This window comes from Flavobacterium sp. AC267 (genome assembly GCF_979258715.1).
In genome coordinates this window covers 4,569,696-4,589,888 of the sequence record NZ_OZ409875.1, presented here as the reverse complement: position 1 = coordinate 4,589,888, position 20,193 = coordinate 4,569,696, and the positions used below count along the sequence as shown (strand labels likewise).

At 33.3% G+C, this 20,193-nt stretch carries 26 protein-coding genes; 18 read left to right on the top strand and 8 right to left on the bottom strand.

Going from position 1 to position 20,193, the window contains the following annotated elements:
• Positions 1–187 precede the first annotated feature (187 nt).
• On the top strand, positions 188–508 hold the full coding sequence (locus ACZZ95_RS24370) for a hypothetical protein (RefSeq protein ID WP_463471071.1): 321 nt from the start codon (positions 188–190) through the stop codon (positions 506–508).
• Positions 495–1,982: an alkaline phosphatase gene (locus tag ACZZ95_RS24365; RefSeq protein ID WP_463471070.1), complete on the top strand. Its 1,488-nt coding sequence runs from the start codon at positions 495–497 to the stop codon at positions 1,980–1,982. The genes ACZZ95_RS24370 and ACZZ95_RS24365 overlap by 14 nt, the downstream gene beginning before the upstream one ends.
• Positions 1,983–2,061: 79 nt before the next feature.
• On the opposite strand, the gene ACZZ95_RS24360 is transcribed toward ACZZ95_RS24365, so the two are convergent.
• Together ACZZ95_RS24360 and ACZZ95_RS24355 are read right to left on the bottom strand one after the other, a co-directional pair.
• Complete coding sequence (locus ACZZ95_RS24360; protein WP_463471069.1) at positions 2,062–3,228, bottom strand: iron-containing alcohol dehydrogenase; 1,167 nt, start codon at positions 3,226–3,228, stop codon at positions 2,062–2,064.
• A 55-nt stretch (positions 3,229–3,283) separates the two neighbouring features.
• Positions 3,284–4,177, bottom strand: coding sequence for a helix-turn-helix domain-containing protein (locus tag ACZZ95_RS24355; RefSeq protein WP_463471068.1), 894 nt, complete (start codon positions 4,175–4,177; stop codon positions 3,284–3,286).
• Between the two features lie 173 nt (positions 4,178–4,350).
• On the opposite strand from ACZZ95_RS24355, the gene ACZZ95_RS24350 reads away from it, so the two are divergent.
• Positions 4,351–4,608: a hypothetical protein gene (locus tag ACZZ95_RS24350; RefSeq protein WP_463471067.1), complete on the top strand. Its 258-nt coding sequence runs from the start codon at positions 4,351–4,353 to the stop codon at positions 4,606–4,608.
• A gap of 41 nt (positions 4,609–4,649) precedes the next feature.
• Positions 4,650–5,471, top strand: coding sequence for an aldo/keto reductase (locus ACZZ95_RS24345; protein WP_463471066.1), 822 nt, complete (start codon positions 4,650–4,652; stop codon positions 5,469–5,471).
• Positions 5,472–5,596: 125 nt separating this feature from the next.
• On the opposite strand, the gene ACZZ95_RS24340 is transcribed toward ACZZ95_RS24345, so the two are convergent.
• From ACZZ95_RS24340 to ACZZ95_RS24325, 4 genes are read right to left on the bottom strand one after another with little or no spacing between them, the layout of a single operon-like run.
• Positions 5,597–6,073 carry a cupin domain-containing protein gene (locus ACZZ95_RS24340; RefSeq protein WP_253251096.1) on the bottom strand — a complete coding sequence of 159 codons (477 nt, stop codon included), beginning with the start codon at positions 6,071–6,073 and terminating at the stop codon, positions 5,597–5,599.
• Between the two features lie 34 nt (positions 6,074–6,107).
• Complete coding sequence (locus tag ACZZ95_RS24335; protein ID WP_095954269.1) at positions 6,108–6,527, bottom strand: Dabb family protein; 420 nt, start codon at positions 6,525–6,527, stop codon at positions 6,108–6,110.
• A gap of 11 nt (positions 6,528–6,538) precedes the next feature.
• Complete coding sequence (locus ACZZ95_RS24330) at positions 6,539–7,120, bottom strand: hypothetical protein (RefSeq protein WP_463471065.1); 582 nt, start codon at positions 7,118–7,120, stop codon at positions 6,539–6,541.
• Positions 7,108–7,839 carry a hypothetical protein gene (locus ACZZ95_RS24325; RefSeq protein WP_463471064.1) on the bottom strand — a complete coding sequence of 244 codons (732 nt, stop codon included), beginning with the start codon at positions 7,837–7,839 and terminating at the stop codon, positions 7,108–7,110. Before ACZZ95_RS24325 ends, ACZZ95_RS24330 begins: the two co-directional genes overlap by 13 nt.
• Positions 7,840–8,130: 291 nt before the next feature.
• Here ACZZ95_RS24325 and ACZZ95_RS24320 point away from each other — a divergent pair, with 291 nt between their 5' ends.
• Genes ACZZ95_RS24320 through ACZZ95_RS24310 form a run of 3 tightly spaced genes read left to right on the top strand, consistent with a single transcriptional unit; the run spans position 8,131 to position 10,176 of the window.
• Positions 8,131–8,820, top strand: coding sequence for a response regulator transcription factor (locus ACZZ95_RS24320; protein WP_463471063.1), 690 nt, complete (start codon positions 8,131–8,133; stop codon positions 8,818–8,820).
• The gene (locus ACZZ95_RS24315; RefSeq protein WP_463471062.1) at positions 8,817–9,572 is read left to right on the top strand and encodes a HAMP domain-containing protein; all 756 of its coding nucleotides are present in this window, start codon (positions 8,817–8,819) and stop codon (positions 9,570–9,572) included. Before ACZZ95_RS24320 ends, ACZZ95_RS24315 begins: the two co-directional genes overlap by 4 nt.
• Positions 9,514–10,176: a sensor histidine kinase gene (locus ACZZ95_RS24310; RefSeq protein ID WP_463471061.1), complete on the top strand. Its 663-nt coding sequence runs from the start codon at positions 9,514–9,516 to the stop codon at positions 10,174–10,176. The genes ACZZ95_RS24315 and ACZZ95_RS24310 overlap by 59 nt, the downstream gene beginning before the upstream one ends.
• Positions 10,177–10,220: 44 nt before the next feature.
• On the opposite strand, the gene ACZZ95_RS24305 is transcribed toward ACZZ95_RS24310, so the two are convergent.
• Together ACZZ95_RS24305 and ACZZ95_RS24300 are read right to left on the bottom strand one after the other, a co-directional pair.
• Positions 10,221–11,033, bottom strand: a complete 813-nt coding sequence (locus ACZZ95_RS24305; RefSeq protein ID WP_463471060.1) for an aspartyl protease family protein — start codon at positions 11,031–11,033, stop codon at positions 10,221–10,223.
• Between the two features lie 100 nt (positions 11,034–11,133).
• Positions 11,134–11,265, bottom strand: coding sequence for a hypothetical protein (locus tag ACZZ95_RS24300; RefSeq protein WP_463471059.1), 132 nt, complete (start codon positions 11,263–11,265; stop codon positions 11,134–11,136).
• Between the two features lie 347 nt (positions 11,266–11,612).
• Between ACZZ95_RS24300 and ACZZ95_RS24295 the strand changes: the two genes are divergently transcribed.
• The 11 genes from ACZZ95_RS24295 (at position 11,613) to ACZZ95_RS24245 (ending at position 20,139) form a co-directional block, all read left to right on the top strand.
• Positions 11,613–12,545: an ATP-binding protein gene (locus ACZZ95_RS24295; protein ID WP_463471058.1), complete on the top strand. Its 933-nt coding sequence runs from the start codon at positions 11,613–11,615 to the stop codon at positions 12,543–12,545.
• 32 nt (positions 12,546–12,577) lie between these two features.
• Entirely contained in the window at positions 12,578–12,850 is a 273-nt protein-coding gene (locus ACZZ95_RS24290; RefSeq protein WP_463471057.1) for a sensor histidine kinase, read from the top strand.
• Positions 12,822–12,983, top strand: coding sequence for an ATP-binding protein (locus ACZZ95_RS24285; RefSeq protein WP_463471056.1), 162 nt, complete (start codon positions 12,822–12,824; stop codon positions 12,981–12,983). Before ACZZ95_RS24290 ends, ACZZ95_RS24285 begins: the two co-directional genes overlap by 29 nt.
• Before the next feature lie 175 nt (positions 12,984–13,158).
• The gene (locus ACZZ95_RS24280) at positions 13,159–13,359 is read left to right on the top strand and encodes a hypothetical protein (protein WP_463471055.1); all 201 of its coding nucleotides are present in this window, start codon (positions 13,159–13,161) and stop codon (positions 13,357–13,359) included.
• A complete protein-coding gene (locus tag ACZZ95_RS24275; RefSeq protein ID WP_463471767.1) occupies positions 13,349–13,621 on the top strand; it encodes an RNA polymerase sigma factor in 273 nt (90 codons plus the stop codon). The genes ACZZ95_RS24280 and ACZZ95_RS24275 overlap by 11 nt, the downstream gene beginning before the upstream one ends.
• A 289-nt stretch (positions 13,622–13,910) precedes the next feature.
• Positions 13,911–14,081, top strand: coding sequence for a hypothetical protein (locus ACZZ95_RS24270; protein ID WP_463471054.1), 171 nt, complete (start codon positions 13,911–13,913; stop codon positions 14,079–14,081).
• A 38-nt stretch (positions 14,082–14,119) separates the two neighbouring features.
• Positions 14,120–15,034 (top strand): FecR family protein, encoded by a 915-nt coding sequence (locus tag ACZZ95_RS24265; protein WP_463471053.1) that lies wholly within the window; start codon positions 14,120–14,122, stop codon positions 15,032–15,034.
• A 102-nt stretch (positions 15,035–15,136) separates the two neighbouring features.
• On the top strand, positions 15,137–16,150 hold the full coding sequence (locus tag ACZZ95_RS24260) for a carboxypeptidase-like regulatory domain-containing protein (RefSeq protein ID WP_463471052.1): 1,014 nt from the start codon (positions 15,137–15,139) through the stop codon (positions 16,148–16,150).
• A gap of 36 nt (positions 16,151–16,186) precedes the next feature.
• Positions 16,187–17,809, top strand: coding sequence for a hypothetical protein (locus tag ACZZ95_RS24255; protein WP_463471051.1), 1,623 nt, complete (start codon positions 16,187–16,189; stop codon positions 17,807–17,809).
• Positions 17,810–18,203: 394 nt separating this feature from the next.
• On the top strand, positions 18,204–18,731 hold the full coding sequence (locus ACZZ95_RS24250) for a hypothetical protein (protein WP_463471050.1): 528 nt from the start codon (positions 18,204–18,206) through the stop codon (positions 18,729–18,731).
• Positions 18,732–18,741: 10 nt separating this feature from the next.
• Positions 18,742–20,139: a RagB/SusD family nutrient uptake outer membrane protein gene (locus ACZZ95_RS24245; protein WP_463471049.1), complete on the top strand. Its 1,398-nt coding sequence runs from the start codon at positions 18,742–18,744 to the stop codon at positions 20,137–20,139.
• The last annotated feature ends 54 nt before the right edge of the window (positions 20,140–20,193 follow it).

The following is a 20,193-nucleotide window of genomic DNA, read 5'->3' as shown; positions in this document are numbered from 1 at the left end:
CTTGTGTTAGTTGTTTAAAACAGGGTAGTTTTAAAATTTTAAAACCCCTGTTTTTTTTTATTTTTTTATGAATTTGTTCTAGTTGTTAGAGTAAATATTTTACTTTTTTTATTGCCAAATCAGCCTTTTTTGCCCCAACATAATCGCCGCTGTCTTTTTGTTACCCAATTCATTAATTTATTTCAAAATGAAAAAATCTTTTTTATTCATTAGTCTTTTCTTGTCCTTTTTTGGAGCAGGAAATCAATTGTATTCTCAAAATATAGTTAAAATACATTCTCACAATGATTACAACCAAACCATTCCGTTTTGGGATGCTTATTCAAATGGAGCTTCCTCTATAGAAGCTGACATTTTTTTGAGAGATAATAATTTGTATGTTGCCCACGATCAGCAAAATATTACTGATTCCAGAACAATAGAATCTTTGTATTTAAAGCCTTTAGAAACGGCTTTAAATATGAAATATAAAAAGGAGCAGACAATTATTTTTGTTGATAGACATTAAAACAGATGCCGAACCAACGCTTAATAAACTTATTTCTATTTTAAAAAAGTATAAAACCATAACTGAAAATCAGAATATTAAAATCATTATATCTGGAAACAGGCCAAATTCTGACACCTATTCAAAATATCCTGATTTTATTAATTTTGATTTTCAGGAATTAGGAAAAACTATTTCAAAAGAGAATTGGGAAAAAGTAGCCACGGTAAGTGTCGATTTTAAAAATTATTCCAAATGGAATGGTTTAGGCAGATTAACCGAAGAGGATTATGAGCGCGTAAGTTCCATTATTTCTAAAGCAAAAGCGACCAATAAACCATTTCGTTTTTGGGGAGCTCCAGATACAAAAAGTGCTTGGAAAGCATTTTCAGAATTAGGTGTAGATATTATCAATACAGACAAACCTTACAACTGTGTTCACTATCTAGAAACCCTGCCAAACAGACTTGTTACAGCCAGTAATTTTTCAAAAGTTTATACTCCAACTTATAAAACAGACCAAAAAGATCTTCCCGTAAAAAATGTAATTCTTTTAATTGGAGATGGAAATGGATTATCGCAGATTTCGTCGGCTGTTTTGGCTAACAGCGGTGCATTATCAGTAACACAATTAAAAAGTATTGGTTTTATAAAAACACAATCTGCAGACGACTTTACAACAGATTCTGCCGCTGCAGGAACAGCATTGGCAACAGGTCAAAAAACAAATAACAGAGCCATTGGAACAGACAGTTTGAGAAAACCAATTCCTAATATTTTGGAAATTTTACAAAGCAGAAAATTTTCTACAGGTGTCATCACTACAGATGAAATTACCGGCGCAACACCGGCTTCTTTTTATGCGCATAGAGAAGAAAGATCTGATACAGAAGGGATTTCTAAAGATTTATTAAGCAGTAAATTAAATTTATTTGTTGGCGGAGGCGGAGCCACGTTTAAAAATACAGCACTAGATTCTAAATTTAAATTATTGTCATCTTTAAAAGATATCCAGACAGTAAATCAAGATGCTGTTGGCGTTTTTATTTCTCAAAGCAGAGTGCCGTCTGTTTTAGAAGGCAGAGGAGAAGTATTAGCAGAAGCAACAAAATACAGCCTTGAATTTTTAAACAAAAAAAACAAACCCTTTTTTCTAATGGTTGAAGGTGCGCAGATTGACAGTTTCGGACATGTTAATAATGTCGCCGGAATAGTTGCTGAAACTATAGATTTTGATACAGCTATTACCCAAGCTCTTATGTTTGCTGATAAAAACGAAGGGACACTAGTTATTGTTACAGCAGATCATGAAACATCTGGATTTGCGATTCCGCAAGGAAACGTGAAAAAGCACAAAATCGAAGGAGATTTTATAACGAATGACCATACTGCAACGATGGTGCCTATATTTTCTTATGGACCTCACTCACAGGATTTCCAAGGAGTATATGAAAACAATGAAGTATTCAATAAAATACTTTCATTATTAAAATAAAAAGTAATTAATGCAAAAAAAATAAACCAGACAAATAGAAATAAATGTCTGGTTTATTATAGTATTTCTGTTGACAGAATTAATTCAATACAACTTCATTAGTGTAAACTACACCTTCGTAACATGCATTATAAATATCTTTCAATTCTTCGACGCTTGTTACACGCGGATTGAAACCTGTACATGGATCAATGAATGCATTGTTGGCAATATAATCCAAGTTTTTTTCCCAGTCTTCTTTTGAAATTCCGAATTCTTTTATAGAAGAAATATTATTTACTCTTTTTCTCAATCCTTCAATCGCCTGCGCTAATTCTTCTGCAGTCTGCAATCCGATTACTTTTGCTAAAGATGGAAATTTAGAAGTAGCTGTGCTGTTGTAACGAATTACGTTAGGAAGGAAAATTGCATTTGCACATCCGTGTGGAATACCGTATAGAGCACCAACTTGATGAGAAAGCGAATGAACAATTCCTAACCATGCATTATTAAAAGCCAAACCTCCCATAAAAGAAGCATCGTGCATGTTTTGGCGTGCAGTGATATTAGAAGGATTTTTTACAGCTTCTTCAAGGTTATCAAAAACAATTTCCAATCCGCCTTTTGATAAAACATCAGCAAAATTGTCGTCAATATTCGAAACATAAGCTTCAACACAGTGCGTTAAAGCATCTAATCCCGTATTTGAAGTAACGTGAGCCGGCATCGAAGCGCAGATTTCACCATCGATTATAGCAATATCCGGAGTCAATTCATACGATACAATAGGATATTTGACACCTTTATCACGATCTGTAATTACTGCTAAACCAGTTGTTTCAGTTCCTGTTCCGCTTGTAGAAGGAATTGCAATAAATTTAGCTTTATTTCTAAGTACTGGTACACTGAAAGGTTTAATAAGTGAATCGAATTCAGTTTCAGGATGTTCGTAGAAAATCCACATTGTTTTTGCCGCATCAATAGCCGAGCGTACGCCAATACCTATAATCCAATCTGGTTGAAATTCGCGCATCGCTTCGGCACCTTTAAAACTTGTAGCAGATGATGGATCTTCTTCAACACCATCAAAAACAAAAGTTTCCATTCCTGCTTCATTTAAAAAAGCTACAGCTTTATCTAGAGTACCGCTTTTTTTCATAGAGCTTCCACCAGTTACGACAAAAGCTTTTTTACCTTTTATATTTTTTAATTCTTCAAGACTTCCCGGACCATGGAAAACCTCTCCTGCAACAAATAATTTGCTCATCTTTAATAGTATTTAATTATTGAGACAAAATTACTTCGACAGACAGCGACGAATGTTATACAAATAGGACTATGCGGTATAAATTTGCGCCAATTCCTGCTCGCAGTTCGGTAGGCGTTTCTTTGAGTTTTGCCCTCACAAATTTATTAAGTGCCGACGGAGAGCTGAATCCCAGATCAAATGCAATTTCTTTATGAGACAAATCAGAAAACAATAATTGGCGTTTGATTTCTGTCAGGATGCGGTTATGAATCGCATTTATGGCTGTTTCACCACAATGTTTTTTGGTTATTTCGTTGAGTTTTTTAGGAGTTATCGAAAGCTTTGAAGCATAATATTGTACCGTGCGTTCGCTTCTGTATTGCTCATTCAATAGTTTTTTGAAACCAATATAAATATGCTGATTTGTTTTTTGATGCAATACAGGATGCTGTCCGTGAATGGATTCGATTAGTCCCAATAAAAATACTTTGATATAAAAACGGGCCTGTTCTTTTTTGACAAGACTTGGCTTATTATAGATATTCTGAATGTTTTCTACAAGTGTAAGCGCTTGCTCAAATTCGGGATTTGGAAGTGCTGTACAATTCAAATTTGCAGAAAGATTTACATTGTACGGACTTAATTCATTCTTTAAAATATCAGAACAAAATAACACTTCTTCAAATAAAATTATTTTACCCGTTAAGTCATCACTGAAATTAGTAATACAGCAAACTTGATCTGGAAAGACGATGGAAATTTTGCCTGTTTTTAGAAAATGAATTTTGTCTTCGATTTGTACATCAACTTTTCCAGTTTCTACAATGATAATAAAAAAGTGATCATTTTTACGAGGTCGCAGATAGTTTTCTATATGTTCTTTGTTTAAATCAAAAACACGAAAAGATAAATTTTTGTCTTCTGCTTTTTCAATAATTTTCTTGATCTCTAACCTTTTTATATTCATTTTAAAAAATTCTATTTGCGCAAATTTACGGAAACTATTTTTGGTACTACAGAATTTTAAAAAGTCGCAACCGTGAAATCCTATATAAAAGAAATAGGATTATGGTCTATAAATGCTTAAATTCAAGCTGTTAATAATGTAATTATGAATGGTAATCTTATACTATAAAAAAAATGGATAGACGGAAATTTGTAACTCAGTCAACATTGGCGGTAACTGCGGCAGCTTTTTGTGTGTCTTTACCGTCATTCGGAAATTTTTTAAATACAACTGTTATGAAAGAAAGTGATACTAAAAACAAACGTTACCGTCCATTAAGTGTTTCAGGATTAGGCGGTGTAGCGACAGGAAACGGATTTCATGAGAATCCAGATAATAGTGTAACCGCGGCGCTTGAAGCGACAGTGGGACAGCGGTGTACGCTACTTTGATACTTCACCGTGGTATGGATTGGGATTAAGTGAGCGTCGTTTTGGACATTTCCTTAGAAACAAAAAAACGCGAAGAATATACCCTTTCTACAAAAGTGGGACGTTTGCTTACTCCAGACAAAGATTTTAAACTTGAAAAAGGATTATGGAAAGGAAAACTTAATTTTTCTTACCGTTACGATTATTCCGCGACCGGAACCAGACGAAGCATCGAAGACAGTTTACAGCGCTTAGGAGTTCCTTATTTGGATATTGTTTACATACATGATCTTTCTCCAGATAATCAGGACATGAAAGAAAACTGGCTCAAATATTTTGATGAAGCCATGAAAGGCGCAATTCCTGAACTAACCAAAATGCGTGAAGAAGGAATTATAAAAGCTTGGGGTTTTGGTGTAAATACTTTGGAACCAGCCTTAAAAGCAATCGAACAGGCAGATCCTGATATTTTTCTTTCTGCAACACAATATTCGCTGATCAAACATGAAGAAGCATTAAATAAGTTATTTCCAGTCTGCGAAAAAAGAGATATTTCTATAGTGGTTGGTGCGCCTTTAAATGCGGGATTTTTAGCAGGTGTGGAGCGATACGACTATTCGGGAACTTTTCCTGACGGTGTAATTGAAAAGAGAAATAAACTAATTACAGTTTCTAAAAAACACGGCGTTGATCTTCGTACGGCGCCGCTTCAGTTTTGTGCGGCGCCAAAAGTGGTTTCAGGAGTTATTCCTGGTGCGTGGAATCCCGAACAGGTTAATGCTAATGTCGCCTCTTTTAAAGCTTCAATTCCTAAAGCATTTTGGGACGAGCTTAAAAGCGAAAAACTTATTGCAGAAAATGCTCCGGTTCCTAGTGATAAGTAAGAATTAGGTTTTAGAAATATGCTAAAAATTTTTGAATCAAAGTTTCAAATTGGAACTGTCTCAAATAGAAAAATGTGCTTGATTATCAAGCACATTTTTTATATATAAATGAATTTAAAAAAAAATTAGTCTTTTGATTCAGGTTCAAAAAGATCATCTGAATTTTCAGTGATAGGAATATATAAACGTTCCCAAACGTCATTGTCTACTTTATCCCAGCTGTGACCTTTACCTTTAAGATCCTCTGCCACTAAAACTACTCCAGGTTCAATGATAAAAGTACTGCCGTCTGATACCTTAAATTTGATTTTACCTTTAACCGTTATTACAAATTGTTTTCTTGGCGCAGGATGTGCATTTTTTTCCCAATCTTCTGTTTTATTGCTATACCAAAACGAAGCCGTATTCATGTGCTTTAACGATGGTATAGTACCTTTTTCAAAAGAACACGTTCCATCGGGATTATTGTAAAGACGGTAAGCTGGAATATCAGAAGCTTCTTCCAGAGATTTCACCTTAAGTTTTTTATTTTCTTGTGCATTATTGCTGTTTACTGACATAAGAGCCAAAATTAGGATGAAACCTTTTAATAGATTTTTCATTTTGATAGTAATTTTAAAGATAATAATTATTTTTTTATTGATTATAAACTGAATCGTGAACCATCATTTTATTAAAAAATGGTTTGTATTTTGCAACCAGCGCAAGATGTCCGTCAAGCTTTCCGTAGGTTTCTAAATCTTCCAGAGAATCAAATTCCATAGAAGCGTTGTAGCTAAAAGAATTGTCCATAACAGGTCTTGGCGTTGAGTTTGCCGGTCTGCCGTAACGTACATTTTTTACGTAAGGCAGTTTTTTAAGTCCTTCAAAAAAGTTTTTAAATTCTTCTACCTGAGTTTCTGTCAATTCTGGTTTAAGCCAAAATAGGAGGTAATGGAAATAAACCGTTTTAGGCTGTTTTTCTGTTTCTTTTATAGTGTTTGCCAACACGTTTTCTCCAGTAAGGGCAAGTGCTCCCGCGCTCGCTGATGCCATAATAAAATTTCTTCTTTTCATACTATTATTTTTTAATTAAAGTCGATTCTGTATTTCAAAACAAACTGCCATTTTCTGTCTGATACATCGGCTTGACCGGAATTATTTAAGGCATAAATAGGTCGGTTTTGAGCGTCAACGGTAAGTCTTGAAGACATTCCGTTCATTAGTAAGGATACACCAGCATCATAAGTCAGTGCTTTGTCATGAAGTCCGTCAAGATCAGATAACATTACACTCGCAAGAGGCTGTAACTGCAAATTGTTTTTGTCTTTGTTGAAGTAGGGAAGAGTCCCGCCAATTTGTACATAATACGTATTACCAGTTCCAATAACAGGCGAATTATTACCAGCACCATTCAAACTGCTATCGGCTGGATTTACGCCGTTTGCAGGATTACTTACACCAGAATAACGCACATAGTTAGGACCATAATTATTGTTCATCGCCATGGCATAAGCACTAAACGATGTACCGCGTTCTTTGTTTATGGGTGTGTCATAGAAAAGGTCGACAGCAAAGCTTTTTTCATCATCATTAATAGTAGTTTTCGCTTCGTCTAAATGCCACAATGCATTGTGCATATATTCAAATCCTGCTCCTAATGCAAGCACTTTCTTTTTTTGCCGCTGTACGTTCCAGAATGGAAGGGTGAAGAGTTATTTTCAGATTCAAAGAATTCGTATTTAAAGTATCCTGAATAATCTTTGTTTGGATGTGTTTTACTAAACGTTGCCAAGTTATACTGCGGGTCTGCGCTCACATTCGTATACGGATCTGCAATGACCAAACGGTAATCGAATTGGCCAATTTGTCCTTTTGCATAAATGCTTAATTGTCTTACTGTTTCATCAGATATTCCCGCATTTCCAGTTGCATAAGAAGGTAAATCGTATAATAAAGTGTTCAAAGGGCCTGTAGTAAATCTCGATAAACCTCTCCAAGTTGATCGCCCCGCACCGGCAGCAATTATATCATTAAATTTATATTCTGCGTAAGCGTCTAAAAGTTCAAATGCTGGAGTAGTTTTAGAAGCGACATTTACGTTAGTCAAACCACCTTGCAATACAAAAGTGAAATTTTCAGTAGGCTGGTACGCCATTTTTACCCTGACTCTTCGCAATGATAAATCGGATATACTATTGACTTGTTCACCATTTACCAAACTTCCTGGATTAAGTTCCAAATAACGCGCCCATATTTCGGTATAACCGCTAAAAGAGATTGAGCGTGTTTTTTCGTCGTTTAAATAATGTGTAAGTGTTGGATTTCCAAAATCGTTCTTTTTTGGGCACTTACCGTGTTTAGTAAGCCTGTTAGAAGAGAAAAACATATCCCAATTTTTAAATAACCTGTTTTCATGTATCGTTAAAATTTACATTTTGTTTGTAGTGATCACTACTTTGTTTTTGACAGGACAAAGGTAGATTCACCATGGTCTTTGGGTTATTAGAAAAGTATTAGAAAGGCTTTAGAATGTTATTAGAGAAAGGGTTGTTTTGGATTTAAAGAATTGAAATTCAGTGGTTTTTTGGTGATGTTGTAAATAAGCGACAGATTAGTACCCTTCAGAAAAAGAAAATATTGTCGTAATTTTGAGCCAGATTTAAAAGGCACAGATAGAATGAAGATCTTAATAGTGGAAGATAACAGCCGGGTTTCTGCATTACTGAAACGCGGATTAGAAAGTCAGGGGTATCAAGTTTATATTGCAGAAGAAGCAGAGGAAGGATTGATACTTCTAGAAAAAATAGATTTCAATTTGATCATTACAGATATTATGCTGACGGGAATGGACGGAATTACTTTCTGTAAAAAAATCCGCCATTCTGGAAAAAAAATCCCAATTATTATGCTGACGGCACTTGGAACTATCGATGAAAAAATTGAAGGTTTTGATGCCGGTGCCGATGATTATCTCGTAAAACCTTTTGAAATACGCGAACTTTACGCAAGGGTAAAAGCGTTGTTACAGCGCAAGAGCGATACGGTTCATACCTCTGAAGAAAGTTCTCAAATTACCTACAATGATCTGGTGATGGACAAACGCACTAAAGTTATTTACAGACAAGGTGTAACCATTAATCTTACTCCGAAAGAATTTAATCTTTTGCATTTTATGATGCAGAATCCAGAAAGACTTCTCACGCGTGACGAAATAGCCGATAATGTCTGGGGAAATAATTTTGATACCGGAACCAATTATATTGATGTCTATATCGCGTATCTGCGAAAAAAAATTGACAAAGGTTTTGAACAAAAACTTATTCATACTAAAGTAGGAATGGGATTTATTTTAAGCAGTAAAATATGAAATTAGTAACCCGAACTGCTCTTGCTTACGCTATTTTAACTGCTTTTATTCTTTTCGTATTTGCCTACAGCGTCTATTTTGTTTCGGAACAAAACAGGAAAGAGGAATTTTTTGATCGTTTGGATTATAAAATAATCTGGCGTGCCGAGTTTATTTTTGATGCACAAATCAATAAAAATCTGATAAAATTTCTTCATACAAAAAACAAAAAAGTGCTGAATGAAGCAGATATAAGTGTTTACGACAGTGACTTTGATCTTTATTTTTCAGACAATATGCCGCCACTTGGCGATAAAAAAATATTGAAGTCTATAAAAAAGCATAAATCAGTAAATTGGGAAGATGATAAATACCAGTACCGCGGTATTTTATATACAGATAATAACAAAGAATATTACATTATAGGAAGGGCAATAGACGTAACAGGCATGAATCATATCAATGCTTTTAAGGAAAATGTACTTTACGTATATTTTATTTCTATTGTATTGATTTTTATAATTGGTTTCGGATTTTCGTATTATACCTTACAGCCTTTAAAAGATATTATATTTCAAATCAGAGATATATCCGAACATAATCTTAATAAGCGAATCGTAGTTCCAAAAGCAAAAGATGAACTTTATGAGCTTACGCAGACTTTTAATGAAACCTTTAATCGATTAGAAAAGTCGTTTAATAATCACCGAAATTTTGTTACTACAATTTCGCACGAATTCCGCACGCCTTTCTATTTTAATTGCAGAAATTGAACTCGGAAAAGAACTCAATCAGACGATTGACGATTATAAAGTTTCCCTAGACAATGCGTTGGAAGAAGCCAATCATGTTTCGCGACTTTCGACCGCACTTCTTGATTTTGCCCGCGCCAATTATGATATTTCACAAATAACAATGTCGAATATTCGAATTGATGAGGTTTTGGTCGACGCCAAATTAAATCTGCTGAACAAGAAAGATGTAAAATATAAAATTGGCATAAGTTATTCTGATTTAGATGATACCGATGCGAATTTTTATAATTATTTGGGAAATCCCTATTTACTGCAGATTGCTTTTTCGAATATTATGGAAAATGCCTGTAAATATTCTGAGGATCATTCTTGTAATGTTGACATAAATGCTTCTTCGGAAAAAATCATACTCACTTTTTCAGACAACGGAATTGGTATTCCAGAAGCAGATCTCGAACAAATTTATAATTTGTTTTACAGAGGAAAAAACAAAAATTACGAAAATGGTTACGGTGTAGGATTGTCAATTGTAAAGCAGATTATTAGTCTCCATAACGGAATAATTGAAGTGAGTTCAATTGTTGGAAAAGGAACTGTTTTTACGATTACATTGCCGCTTTAGCCGAATTAAGCATTTTTGAAGCTCAAAATCATAACTATTTTTTATTAGCCTTCAGTATAAGGTTCATTCCACAATGAATTTGGTTTTAAATACACTTTGTTTTTCTGAAAATCCAAAATAGTATTGAATCTTTTTAAAACTTCATTACCTAAAATATGGGTTTTGAATCTGGCAGGATTATTTGAAGAAAGTAATTGCACAGGAACATTGTAAAGACATAATTTTTCGAAAATAAGTTTTTCATTTCTTACCATAATTACTGGAATTTCTTCACCTTTTCCGTTTTTCAAAATTGTTTTTTTCAGCACAAAAAGATCCTCTTTTGGATATTGCTGTTCCTCTACCATTTGTTTGTCGAGCATTACAGTGCGCTGATAGCCATTGTTGAAAAGGAAACGCCCGTTATAATTTTTGTTTTTTATCTGTAATGTACCGTTAATACAAAATAAAGTATTGGTAAATTCCATATTCAAACGAATATAGCCTTTGCTTGGTTTTGGCAGTTTAGAATGAACTATAAAGTACTTTTTATCATAATCAATTTCTACAATCTTACCGTCAAATAAATTCCAGCCAAAGCGACCTACAGTTCCATGTCCAGAAACTTCAACAGGATAAATTTCCTGATTTTCCCAAGTTTGGTTTCCCAGCTTAAAAGTGTTATTTCTAAGACTGCTCAGTTTGAGTTCTTTCAAGACATCATTAGTCAGCAGAAAATCTGAAGTTCCCGAATCAAATTTAAGATCAAGAGTATCTTTTTTATTCAGTGTAACTTTAAAAATAATATTATTGTAATCTGAAAGCACAAACGGAATGGTATCGTGTATTTCTGGTTTTAACTTCGAAAAATCATTCAATTTAGGACATTCAATTCGGGTGTAACAGCTGTCTTTTTCCTTTAAAAGAACAACAAAATCAACATGTTCTGCAGGTTTTAGCTTAATCTTAATAGAATCTTTATCTGTAAAAAGTAACCGTTTTTCCTTCCGGGCTTTTATTGGTCACATATACATCTGGTTTTATTTTTGGATTAATATTCCAGCGTGATTTTTCTTGCTTTCCTTCTTTTATATAGGCGGTCGCGAGCACCTGCCTTAATTACAATTTTTTTAGTTTGTGCTTGAGAGACTGTAAATGCGGTCAAGATTAGTAATAATGTTATTTTCATGTTTATTATATTCAGGAATATGAATTGACATTAATTGTATTTTGTTTCAAGTAAAAATAAGTTAAATGTGGAATTTCCAACCAAAAAAGTAAAGAAGAAATGTTTGAACGAGCATAAATTAAAATAAAAATGATAAAATTAATGATCTTTCGCATCCAAAATTTAGCAGAATCATTTCACTAGCGCGCAGGATCAAGTTTTTTGTATAAAAGACGAAAAGTATTGATTTTACTGGGAATTCGTATATTTGTAACCACAAAACGCCCTAATGTTCAAATTTTTGCCCCTAGATCCTAAAACGGTTTTTCTTCTTTATTTTTGGGGAAACTTGTTTATCTGTATTCTTATTTTTAGTTATTCCCTGTCGTATGCAACTCTTGAGAATAGAAAAAAATTAAGAACATTTGGATATGGAAAAGTTTTACTGACCATTGGCTGGGTATTTATTTTTTTAAGAAACATAATTCCAGATTTTCTCTCCATCAATCTTGCCAATAGTATTATCCTGGCAGGATGCTGTTATGAAACCATAGCTATAATGGCTATGATCAAAACGAAAATACATAGACAGCGTCGTTTTCAAATCGTATTAACTTGTATAGGGGCGGTGGTTTTTAATGTGGTAACCTTTTTAGGAGGTTCGATTAATACTCGGGTTATAATCATGTCTCTCGCGATATTTGCGATTTATTTACCACCAACATTACTATATTTTAAAGTAAAGGGGAATAATTTATTCCGCATTTTTTATCTGTTTTGTTATGTATCGTTCGAAATTTTAATCTTTCTGCGAGCGGTTTATAGTTTTATAGATCCGCAGAAATATTTTTTTAGAGAAAGTAATTTTGATAGTTTGTACAATATAGGTTTGTTTTTATTGACCCTTATTGGTACAGTCGGATTTTTATTATTGGTAAAAGAAAAACAAGATCTTAAAATACAAAAACTCCTAAAAGATAAAAACTTGTTTTTTTCTATAATTGCCCATGATTTAAAAGGTCCGTTGGGATCCTCTCTCGCTTTGTCTGAAATAATGGCTGAGGAAATTGACGGATACAGTCGTGAAGAAATTAAGGAGATAACAGGAATGTCTGCACGAATCGAACAAAAATATTTACAAACTCCTCGAAAATCTTTTGGATTGGTCCAAAATGCAGACTGGGATGATGGAATACAATCCTCAAGAAATAGTATTAAATAATTTGATTGAGGAAAATGTTGAAATTAATAAAAATGCAACTCTTAAATAAGAATATCGATCTGAAGTTTGAATCAACTGAAGTTATTAAAGCTGAGGTAGATAAAGGTATGATTGATACCGTTTTAAGAAACCTTCTGACAAACGCGATTAAATTTACAGATCAGCAGGGTAAAATTATCATATCGATGCAAAAGAGAAGTCAGAACGTAGAAGTATCGATTACAGATAATGGTATAGGAATTCCAGACAGTATAAAAGAAAAACTATTTAAAATTAATGAAAAAAGTGATCCAAAAAGGAACTGAAAATGAAATTGGAAATGGATTAGGCTTATTACTTTGCAGTGAATTTATTAAAAAGCATCAAGGTCAGATATGGGCGGAAAGCAAACTTGGTAAGGGAAGTACTTTTAAGTTTGTTCTGCCACTCAAAAGATAATAAAAATTGAAACGTCTTAACTTATATTCCAATATTGATTTTTAAAAAGCTCATTGAATGCTGTTTTTTAAAATCTATAAAAAAAGCATTTTATTCTTACTTTTTTGCAGTACTTTAAGGGATTTGATGATAATTGTTTTGTAAAAATAATGATTTGTTGATATAAAATTTATATTTGCGCAAAGAAAGAAAACAAAAAATCAGCTTAGAACAAGAAAATATCAAGATCGATGAAGCATACTACAAAGAACTATTTTATTCTTTGTATCCAAGACTTGTGAGTTATAGTTTCGGATTTGTAAAAGATAATTTTCTTGCCGAAGAAGTAGTCGAAAATGTGATGCTCGCGACTTTGGGAAAACCGCATCAAATTTGAAAAAATAATTGATGTTAAGTCTTATCTATATACAATGGTCAGAAACGGTTCTTTGCAGGCTTTGAAAAAAGAGCAAAAGAACGTTGAACTGGATTATAAACTTTCCGATCAAACTTCAGAATTTGATTTTAATATTCTGGAAGAAGAACTTTATACCGCCTTAATTGAGGCTTTAAATTCGTTACCAGAAAAATGTAAAGAAGTTTTTGAACTTTCTTGTTTAGAAGGAATGAAATATAAAGATATTGCCGAGCAGACTTAATATTTCTGTCAATACAGTAAAGTCGCAAAGCGTGCCCGCGCTATCGAATTATTGAAGGAAAAACTTAAAAATCACTCCGAACTTTTATTTATTTTATTATTTCTTTAAAAAAAATCAAAAATCTTTCCACCCATTTTTAATGTTTCGTACTCTTAGTTGTATAACATTTACTTAAAGTGTTAATAACCGATACTTAATATTAAAAATATGTCTTTAGGAAAGAAAGAATTTGTAATCGCTGATCTTATAAGAAAAGAATTGCTTATAGGTGAATTATCGATTGAAGAAAATGCTTTTTTTGCAGGAATGGCTTTCTGTACCCAAAAATCTAGAATATTATCAAAAAGTTATTGATTTAGAAACTTTACAATTTAAAGAAGCATTTTACAATTCCATAAATATTGATACTGCTTTCGAAAGAATTCAGGAAAAGCTTCATTTTAATGAGCAGACTCGGTAATTTCACTTTTCAATTATAGAAAAGTATGGAAATATGTCGTGGTTATTGTATTCCTAGCTGGAATCACATCTGTTTTCTTTTATGTAAACAATAAAGAGGCTTCTAACAAGGATGAGGTAGTTGTAAATAGTATTGAGCCTAAATACAATAATCCTACTTTAGTTTTGGCAGACGGAACAGTTATTTCTTTAGAACCTAAGAAAGAAAAAATTGTTTCTAAAAACGGAGTAATTTCGAACGTAAATCATGTTTTGGTTTATGATGCTAAAGACCTAAAAGGAGTTGTTTCAACTGGAGACAATACTTTAATTGTTCCTGTTGGCGGTATTTATGCCGTTAATCTTTCAGATGGAACAAAAGTCTGGCTTAATTCAAAATCTTCTTTAAAATATCCTGTAGAATTTAGCGGTAACACACGTAATGTAACTTTAGAAGGAGAAGCCTATTTTGAGGTTAGTAAAAATCCGCACAGTCCTTTTACGGTTAAAACCAAATCTGGAAAGGTTACTGTTTTAGGAACTCATTTTAATATCAGTGCTTACGAAGAAGACAGAAATTTTGAAACCACACTTGCCGAAGGAAAAGTAAAGGTTTCAGGAATAAGCAAATCAAAAGAAAATGAATCGGTTGTTCTAAGTCCGGGACAGCAGGCTAAAGTTAGAAATGAATCCGTGAGTGTGGCAGAAGTTGATGCATCAGTATACAGCGCTTGGAAAGACGGTAAATTTTACTTCGAAAATGAAAATCTAAAAAACATTTTGACCAAAATGGCAAGGTGGTACAACTTTAATGTGAAGTTCGAACAAAAAGCATTAGAGCAGATAAAATTCACCGGAATTGTTTTGAAAGACGAGCCAATAGAGCATTTTCTGGATATAATTAGTAAAACATCGAATGTGAAATATAAAATAACCAAAGTAAACCAAACGTATGAAGTAACCGTAAGTAAGTAAATAAAAAAAACCGGAAAATGTTTGCACCATTTCCCGGCGAGTATTTGTTCAGTCGAAAAAAAGAGTTCGAAATCTATTAACCAACCAAAACATTTTAAAAGTATGAAAAAAAACCTATCCGCAAAAGATTGTGGGGTAAAATCCGCGCTTTGGGATAAATTTCTTGAGATGATGAAGAAATCCCTAATATTATCAATATTTCTTTTTAATATAGTTGCTTTGGCGTATTCGCAAAAAAAAGTAACGATTAATGCTAGAAACCAGTCTGTTTCATCTGTTTTAAAAACAATTACAAAGAAAACTAATGTTGAGTTTTTCTACAGTGATGACATTTTTGACGCGCAGAGAAGAGTAGATATATCAGTTAATAATGCCGATGTAATGGCAGTTATTAAAGAATTAATAGGTGACAACTATAGAGCAGAATTTGCCAATAATAAGTTGATTGTTATTGCATTAAACCCAAAAATAAAAACTATAGCCATTTCTTCTGTAATGGAAGAAAGAGTAAAAATAAAAGGAGTTGTAACGAATTCTAAAAAAGAATTTTTAATTGGAGCAACAGTCTGGGTAAAAGGAACAAAAGATGGCGCTGTTACCAACTTTGACGGCTCTTATGAAATTATGGCCAAAAAAGGAGATATCCTTATTTTTGAATACTTAGGCTATAAAAAAACAGAAGTTACAGTTACAGACAGTTTAATTATCAATCCGATTTTATTAGAAGATGTAAGTGCACTAGACGAAGTAAAAATCGTTTCTACAGGTTATCAAAATATTGATAAAGAGCGTTCTACGGGATCTTTTGTAACCATTACAGCTAAAGATTTAGAAAAAATCCCCGTAAACAACGTCTTACACAGGTTAGAAGGTCAGGTTGCCGGTCTTCAGTTAGATATATTAGATTCCGATAATACTTTTGTGTATGGAAGAAAATTTGGTTCGGGATCTGAAAAAACAGCATATAATATTTCTATTAGAGGAAAATCTACTATATCGACCACATCCAATGCAATGCCATTAATTGTACTTGATGGAACACCTACAGAATTGGACATCAGAACGATAAATCCAAATGATATAGAGAAAATTACTTTTCTAAAAGATGCGCAGTAGACTTCTATTTATGGTGCAAGAGCCGCAAATGGTGTAATGGTAATTAATACCAAAAAAGGAAAACAGGGACAAACCAGAATTAATTTTTCTCAGAATTACGGTTTTTCTAATAAACCTACTTTATCAAAATTGCCATTGATGAATTCGTCTCAGGTTTTAAATTTAGAACAGGAATTTGTAGATAAAAATCTGGTTACAGATCCGGCAAGTGTAACATACATGCTTACTACGCCAGTTAGCCAGGGAATGGATTTGATGTTTCAATACAAACGTGGTCAAATAACACAGGCTCAGAGAGATGCCGGTCTGGATGTTTTACGTAACCGTAATACTTATGGTCAGACAGAGCAGTATTTACTGCAGGCTTCGACAAGTCAAAATTATGATTTGTCTTTTAGCGGAGCAGAGAATGATTATTCTTATTTCATGTCAGGATCCTATTCTAAAGAAGAAACTCAGGCAAAAGGAAGCGATGGACAACGTTTGACTTTATTATCTAATCAGGATTTTAAGCTTTTTAATTATGTAAAAATGACAACCAGTTTAAGGGGTTCGCTTTTTAAATACAATGAAAATAGTTTAGGACTTTCTCCGTTAGGAACTTCATTGAATACTTTACTGCCATATGATCAAATTGTTGGAGATGATGGTAACTCAGTTGATTATTACCGTCGTTATTATGCCGGACAAACTATTCCGTTGGAACAGAAAGGATATTTGCCTTGGACTTATAATTATATTGATGAATTAAACAATAAAGATAATGCCATAAATGAGCAAAATTTTGGTGCTACCGTTTCAGCTACACTTCCTTTGTTAAAAGGTTTAGATGCTGTTGGTACGTATTCTGTAGAAACTTCAACTTCATCAAATGATAATATGTATAATGAAAATACCTATTACACTCGTGATATGATCAATTCTGCTACGTCAATAAACAGTAATGGTGATTTAGTGTACGGAATTCCGTTAGGAGGGGTTTTTCAAAGTAATAAATTTGGAAAAACCAGCTCTACCATGCGAGGACAATTAAATTATGATGGCATTATTGGCGAAGATCATTTAATTAATGCTATGGGAGGTATTGAAGCAAGAGAGACTGGAGAAACTCAAGATTCGAGAATACTTTATGGTTACAATTCAAAAACTCAGACTTCTGTAAATCCCCCATCACAAAATTATGTAGATGTTAACGGATATAATTATACTTTAAATAATGGTAATGTACATAAAGATTTCCACAGAAGATTTTTATCTTATTATGCGAATGCGGGTTATACTTTCAGAAATAAATACACGCTTACAGGAAGTGCACGTTTAGACGATTATAACAATTTTGGAGTTAGTAAAAAATTAAGAAGAACACCATTGTGGTCTACTGGAGCAAAATGGAATATTAAAGAAGAATCTTTTCTTAAAGACGTAAATTTAGTTAATAATTTAGCTTTAAGAGCAAGTTACGGATTTAACGGAAATATCAACTTAGAGGTTTTTCCTTTTACAAATATTAGTATAAGTGATTTAGATACTTTTTCACAGCGACCTTTATGCTTTTATCTCGCGACCTGCAAATCCAAATTTACGTTGGGAGAAAACAGGGATTTTAAACTTTGGAGTAGATTTCTCGCTCTTAAACAGCAGATTAAATGGTACAGTTGAATATTATAAAAAAGATAGTAAAGATTTAATTGTTGAGTTTCCTGTTTCGCCATTTTATGGCGTATCAAACAATACATTAGTACAAAATGCAACAACTTTAGCAGGCCATGGAATCGATTTAAGTTTAAATGGAACCATCCTTAAAGCGAAAGATTTTTCATGGAATTCGGCTCTTGTCGTTTCTTTCAATAAGACAGAAGTTACAGATTCTCGTTTTCAAAATTTCAGCCAGTATTTAAATGGTTCAGGAGGAACACCACCAATTGAAGGTTATCCTTTAAACAGTATATTTGCTTTTAGATCAGCAGGATTAGATGCAACTGGTAGAACTCAGGTATATGATAAAGACGGTAATATTGTAAATTCTTTTACTTCTCTAAAAGATATCGCAGATATGAAATACATGGGAACTAATATTCCTTCGTATTACGGTAGTTTTAGCCAGACTTTCAATTATAAAAAATTGTCATTATACATTTTAGCCACTTACAAGTTTGATTATGTATTATTTAAGCCAACTTACGGAGGTTATGTAAACAGACAAGGAAGGTTTAATCAATATGATTTAAATACAGATATCGATCAAAGATGGAGAAATCCGGGAGATGAAGCTACGACGTCTGTACCTGGGATTCAGGGATCAACAGGATTAAGTTATGTAAGATATGTTCAAGGAGAAGATCAGATTATGCAGGGAGACCACATTCGTTTTAGAGAACTTTCTTTAAAATATGATATGACAAGCCTTATTAACAGAGGAATTGTAAGAGGAGCTTCGATATCTTTTACAGCCAGAAATCTTGGTTTCTTCTGGAGAAAAAACAAAGACGGTTTAGATCCTGACTTTTTACCTTACACGGGAGTAAACATGAAATTGCCTGCTATGGCTATGTATTCAATTGGTTTTAATGTTAATTTTTAATTTTTTAAAGATGAAAAATTTTTTAAAATACATCGCAATTGCAGGATTCGGAGCAATTGTGTTGAGCTGTGATAATTATGTAGATATTAAGACCGAAGGGAAACTAATACCTGAAGAAACATCAAATTACAGATATCTTCTAAACAATTCGTCTACATTAGACAAAAGTTATGGTAATGTAGATATACCATCAGATGATATCAGTTTTCAGAATGAGGCACAAACTACCGCATTAGGTGCATCTGATTCTTATCGCCCTTTTATCAATTTGTACAAATGGTCTGATGTTGTCTATTTTGACGGGGAGACAGATTATGATATGAATAGTCTATATAATGCATTATACAGTGTTAATATTGTTATTAATGAAGTAATGAAAAGCACCAACGGAACGGTCGCAGAAAAAGCGACCATAAAAGGAGAAGCAGAAGTACACCGTGCTTTTATTTTTCTTACTCTGGTGAATACTTTCGGAAAAGCATATGATGCTACAACTTCTGCAACAGATCTGGGAATTATTCTTTTTACAACTCCAACAGTATCAGAAGATCCAAAAAGAACTTCAGTTCAAGCGACTTATGATGTAATATTAAGCGATCTTCAAGATGCTGTAAATTCAGGATTAAAACCGGTTAATTCAGGTAATAATGTTGCATTTCCTTCTCAGGCGCTGACTTATGCACTTTTATCAAGAACGTATTTGTACATGCGTAATTATCCTTTGGCTTTAGAAAATGCCGAAAAGGCGCTAGCATTGCAAAGTACACTTAACAATCTGGAAGATTATGAATTTGCGACTTATCCATCAAGAAGACTTGATAAAGAATTAATCTTATCAAAATGGAATGGATACGGTACTTACTCTTATGCACCGCAACTATTATCGTTAAGCAATGAATTGATCAATTCTTTTGATACCAATGATTTACGCTACGTATTGTTTACACAGCCAACAAGCACTTTTAATTCTGAATATACTATAGGAAGGACTTATGCTAAGGAAGGTTTGACTGGAGAAAGCAGAAATGCAGGCCCAACTGTACCGGAGATGATGCTTATAAAAGCAGAATGTCTGGCAAGATCTGGTTCTGGCGAATTAGCAATGGCTGAAATAAATAAATTAAGACAAAAAAGATTCAGAGCCGGAGAATATGTAGCCTTAACTGCAACGGACAGTAAAGATGCATTACTAAAAGTATTGGCAGAAAGAAGAAGAGAGTTAATGGCAACTGGCGGTTTTAGATGGTTTGATTTGAAAAGATTAAACAAAGAACCAGAATTTGCCAAAACCATAACTCATGATTTTGCGGGACAAACCTTTACACTTGCTCCAAATAGTGATCGTTATCAAATGCCTTTTGCACCAATTTATTTTGAATACGCTCCAGACTTACAACAGAATCCATAATTAGATTAATCTTATAAAGTGCACTCATCATTTTTGAGTGCACTCATTTCAAAA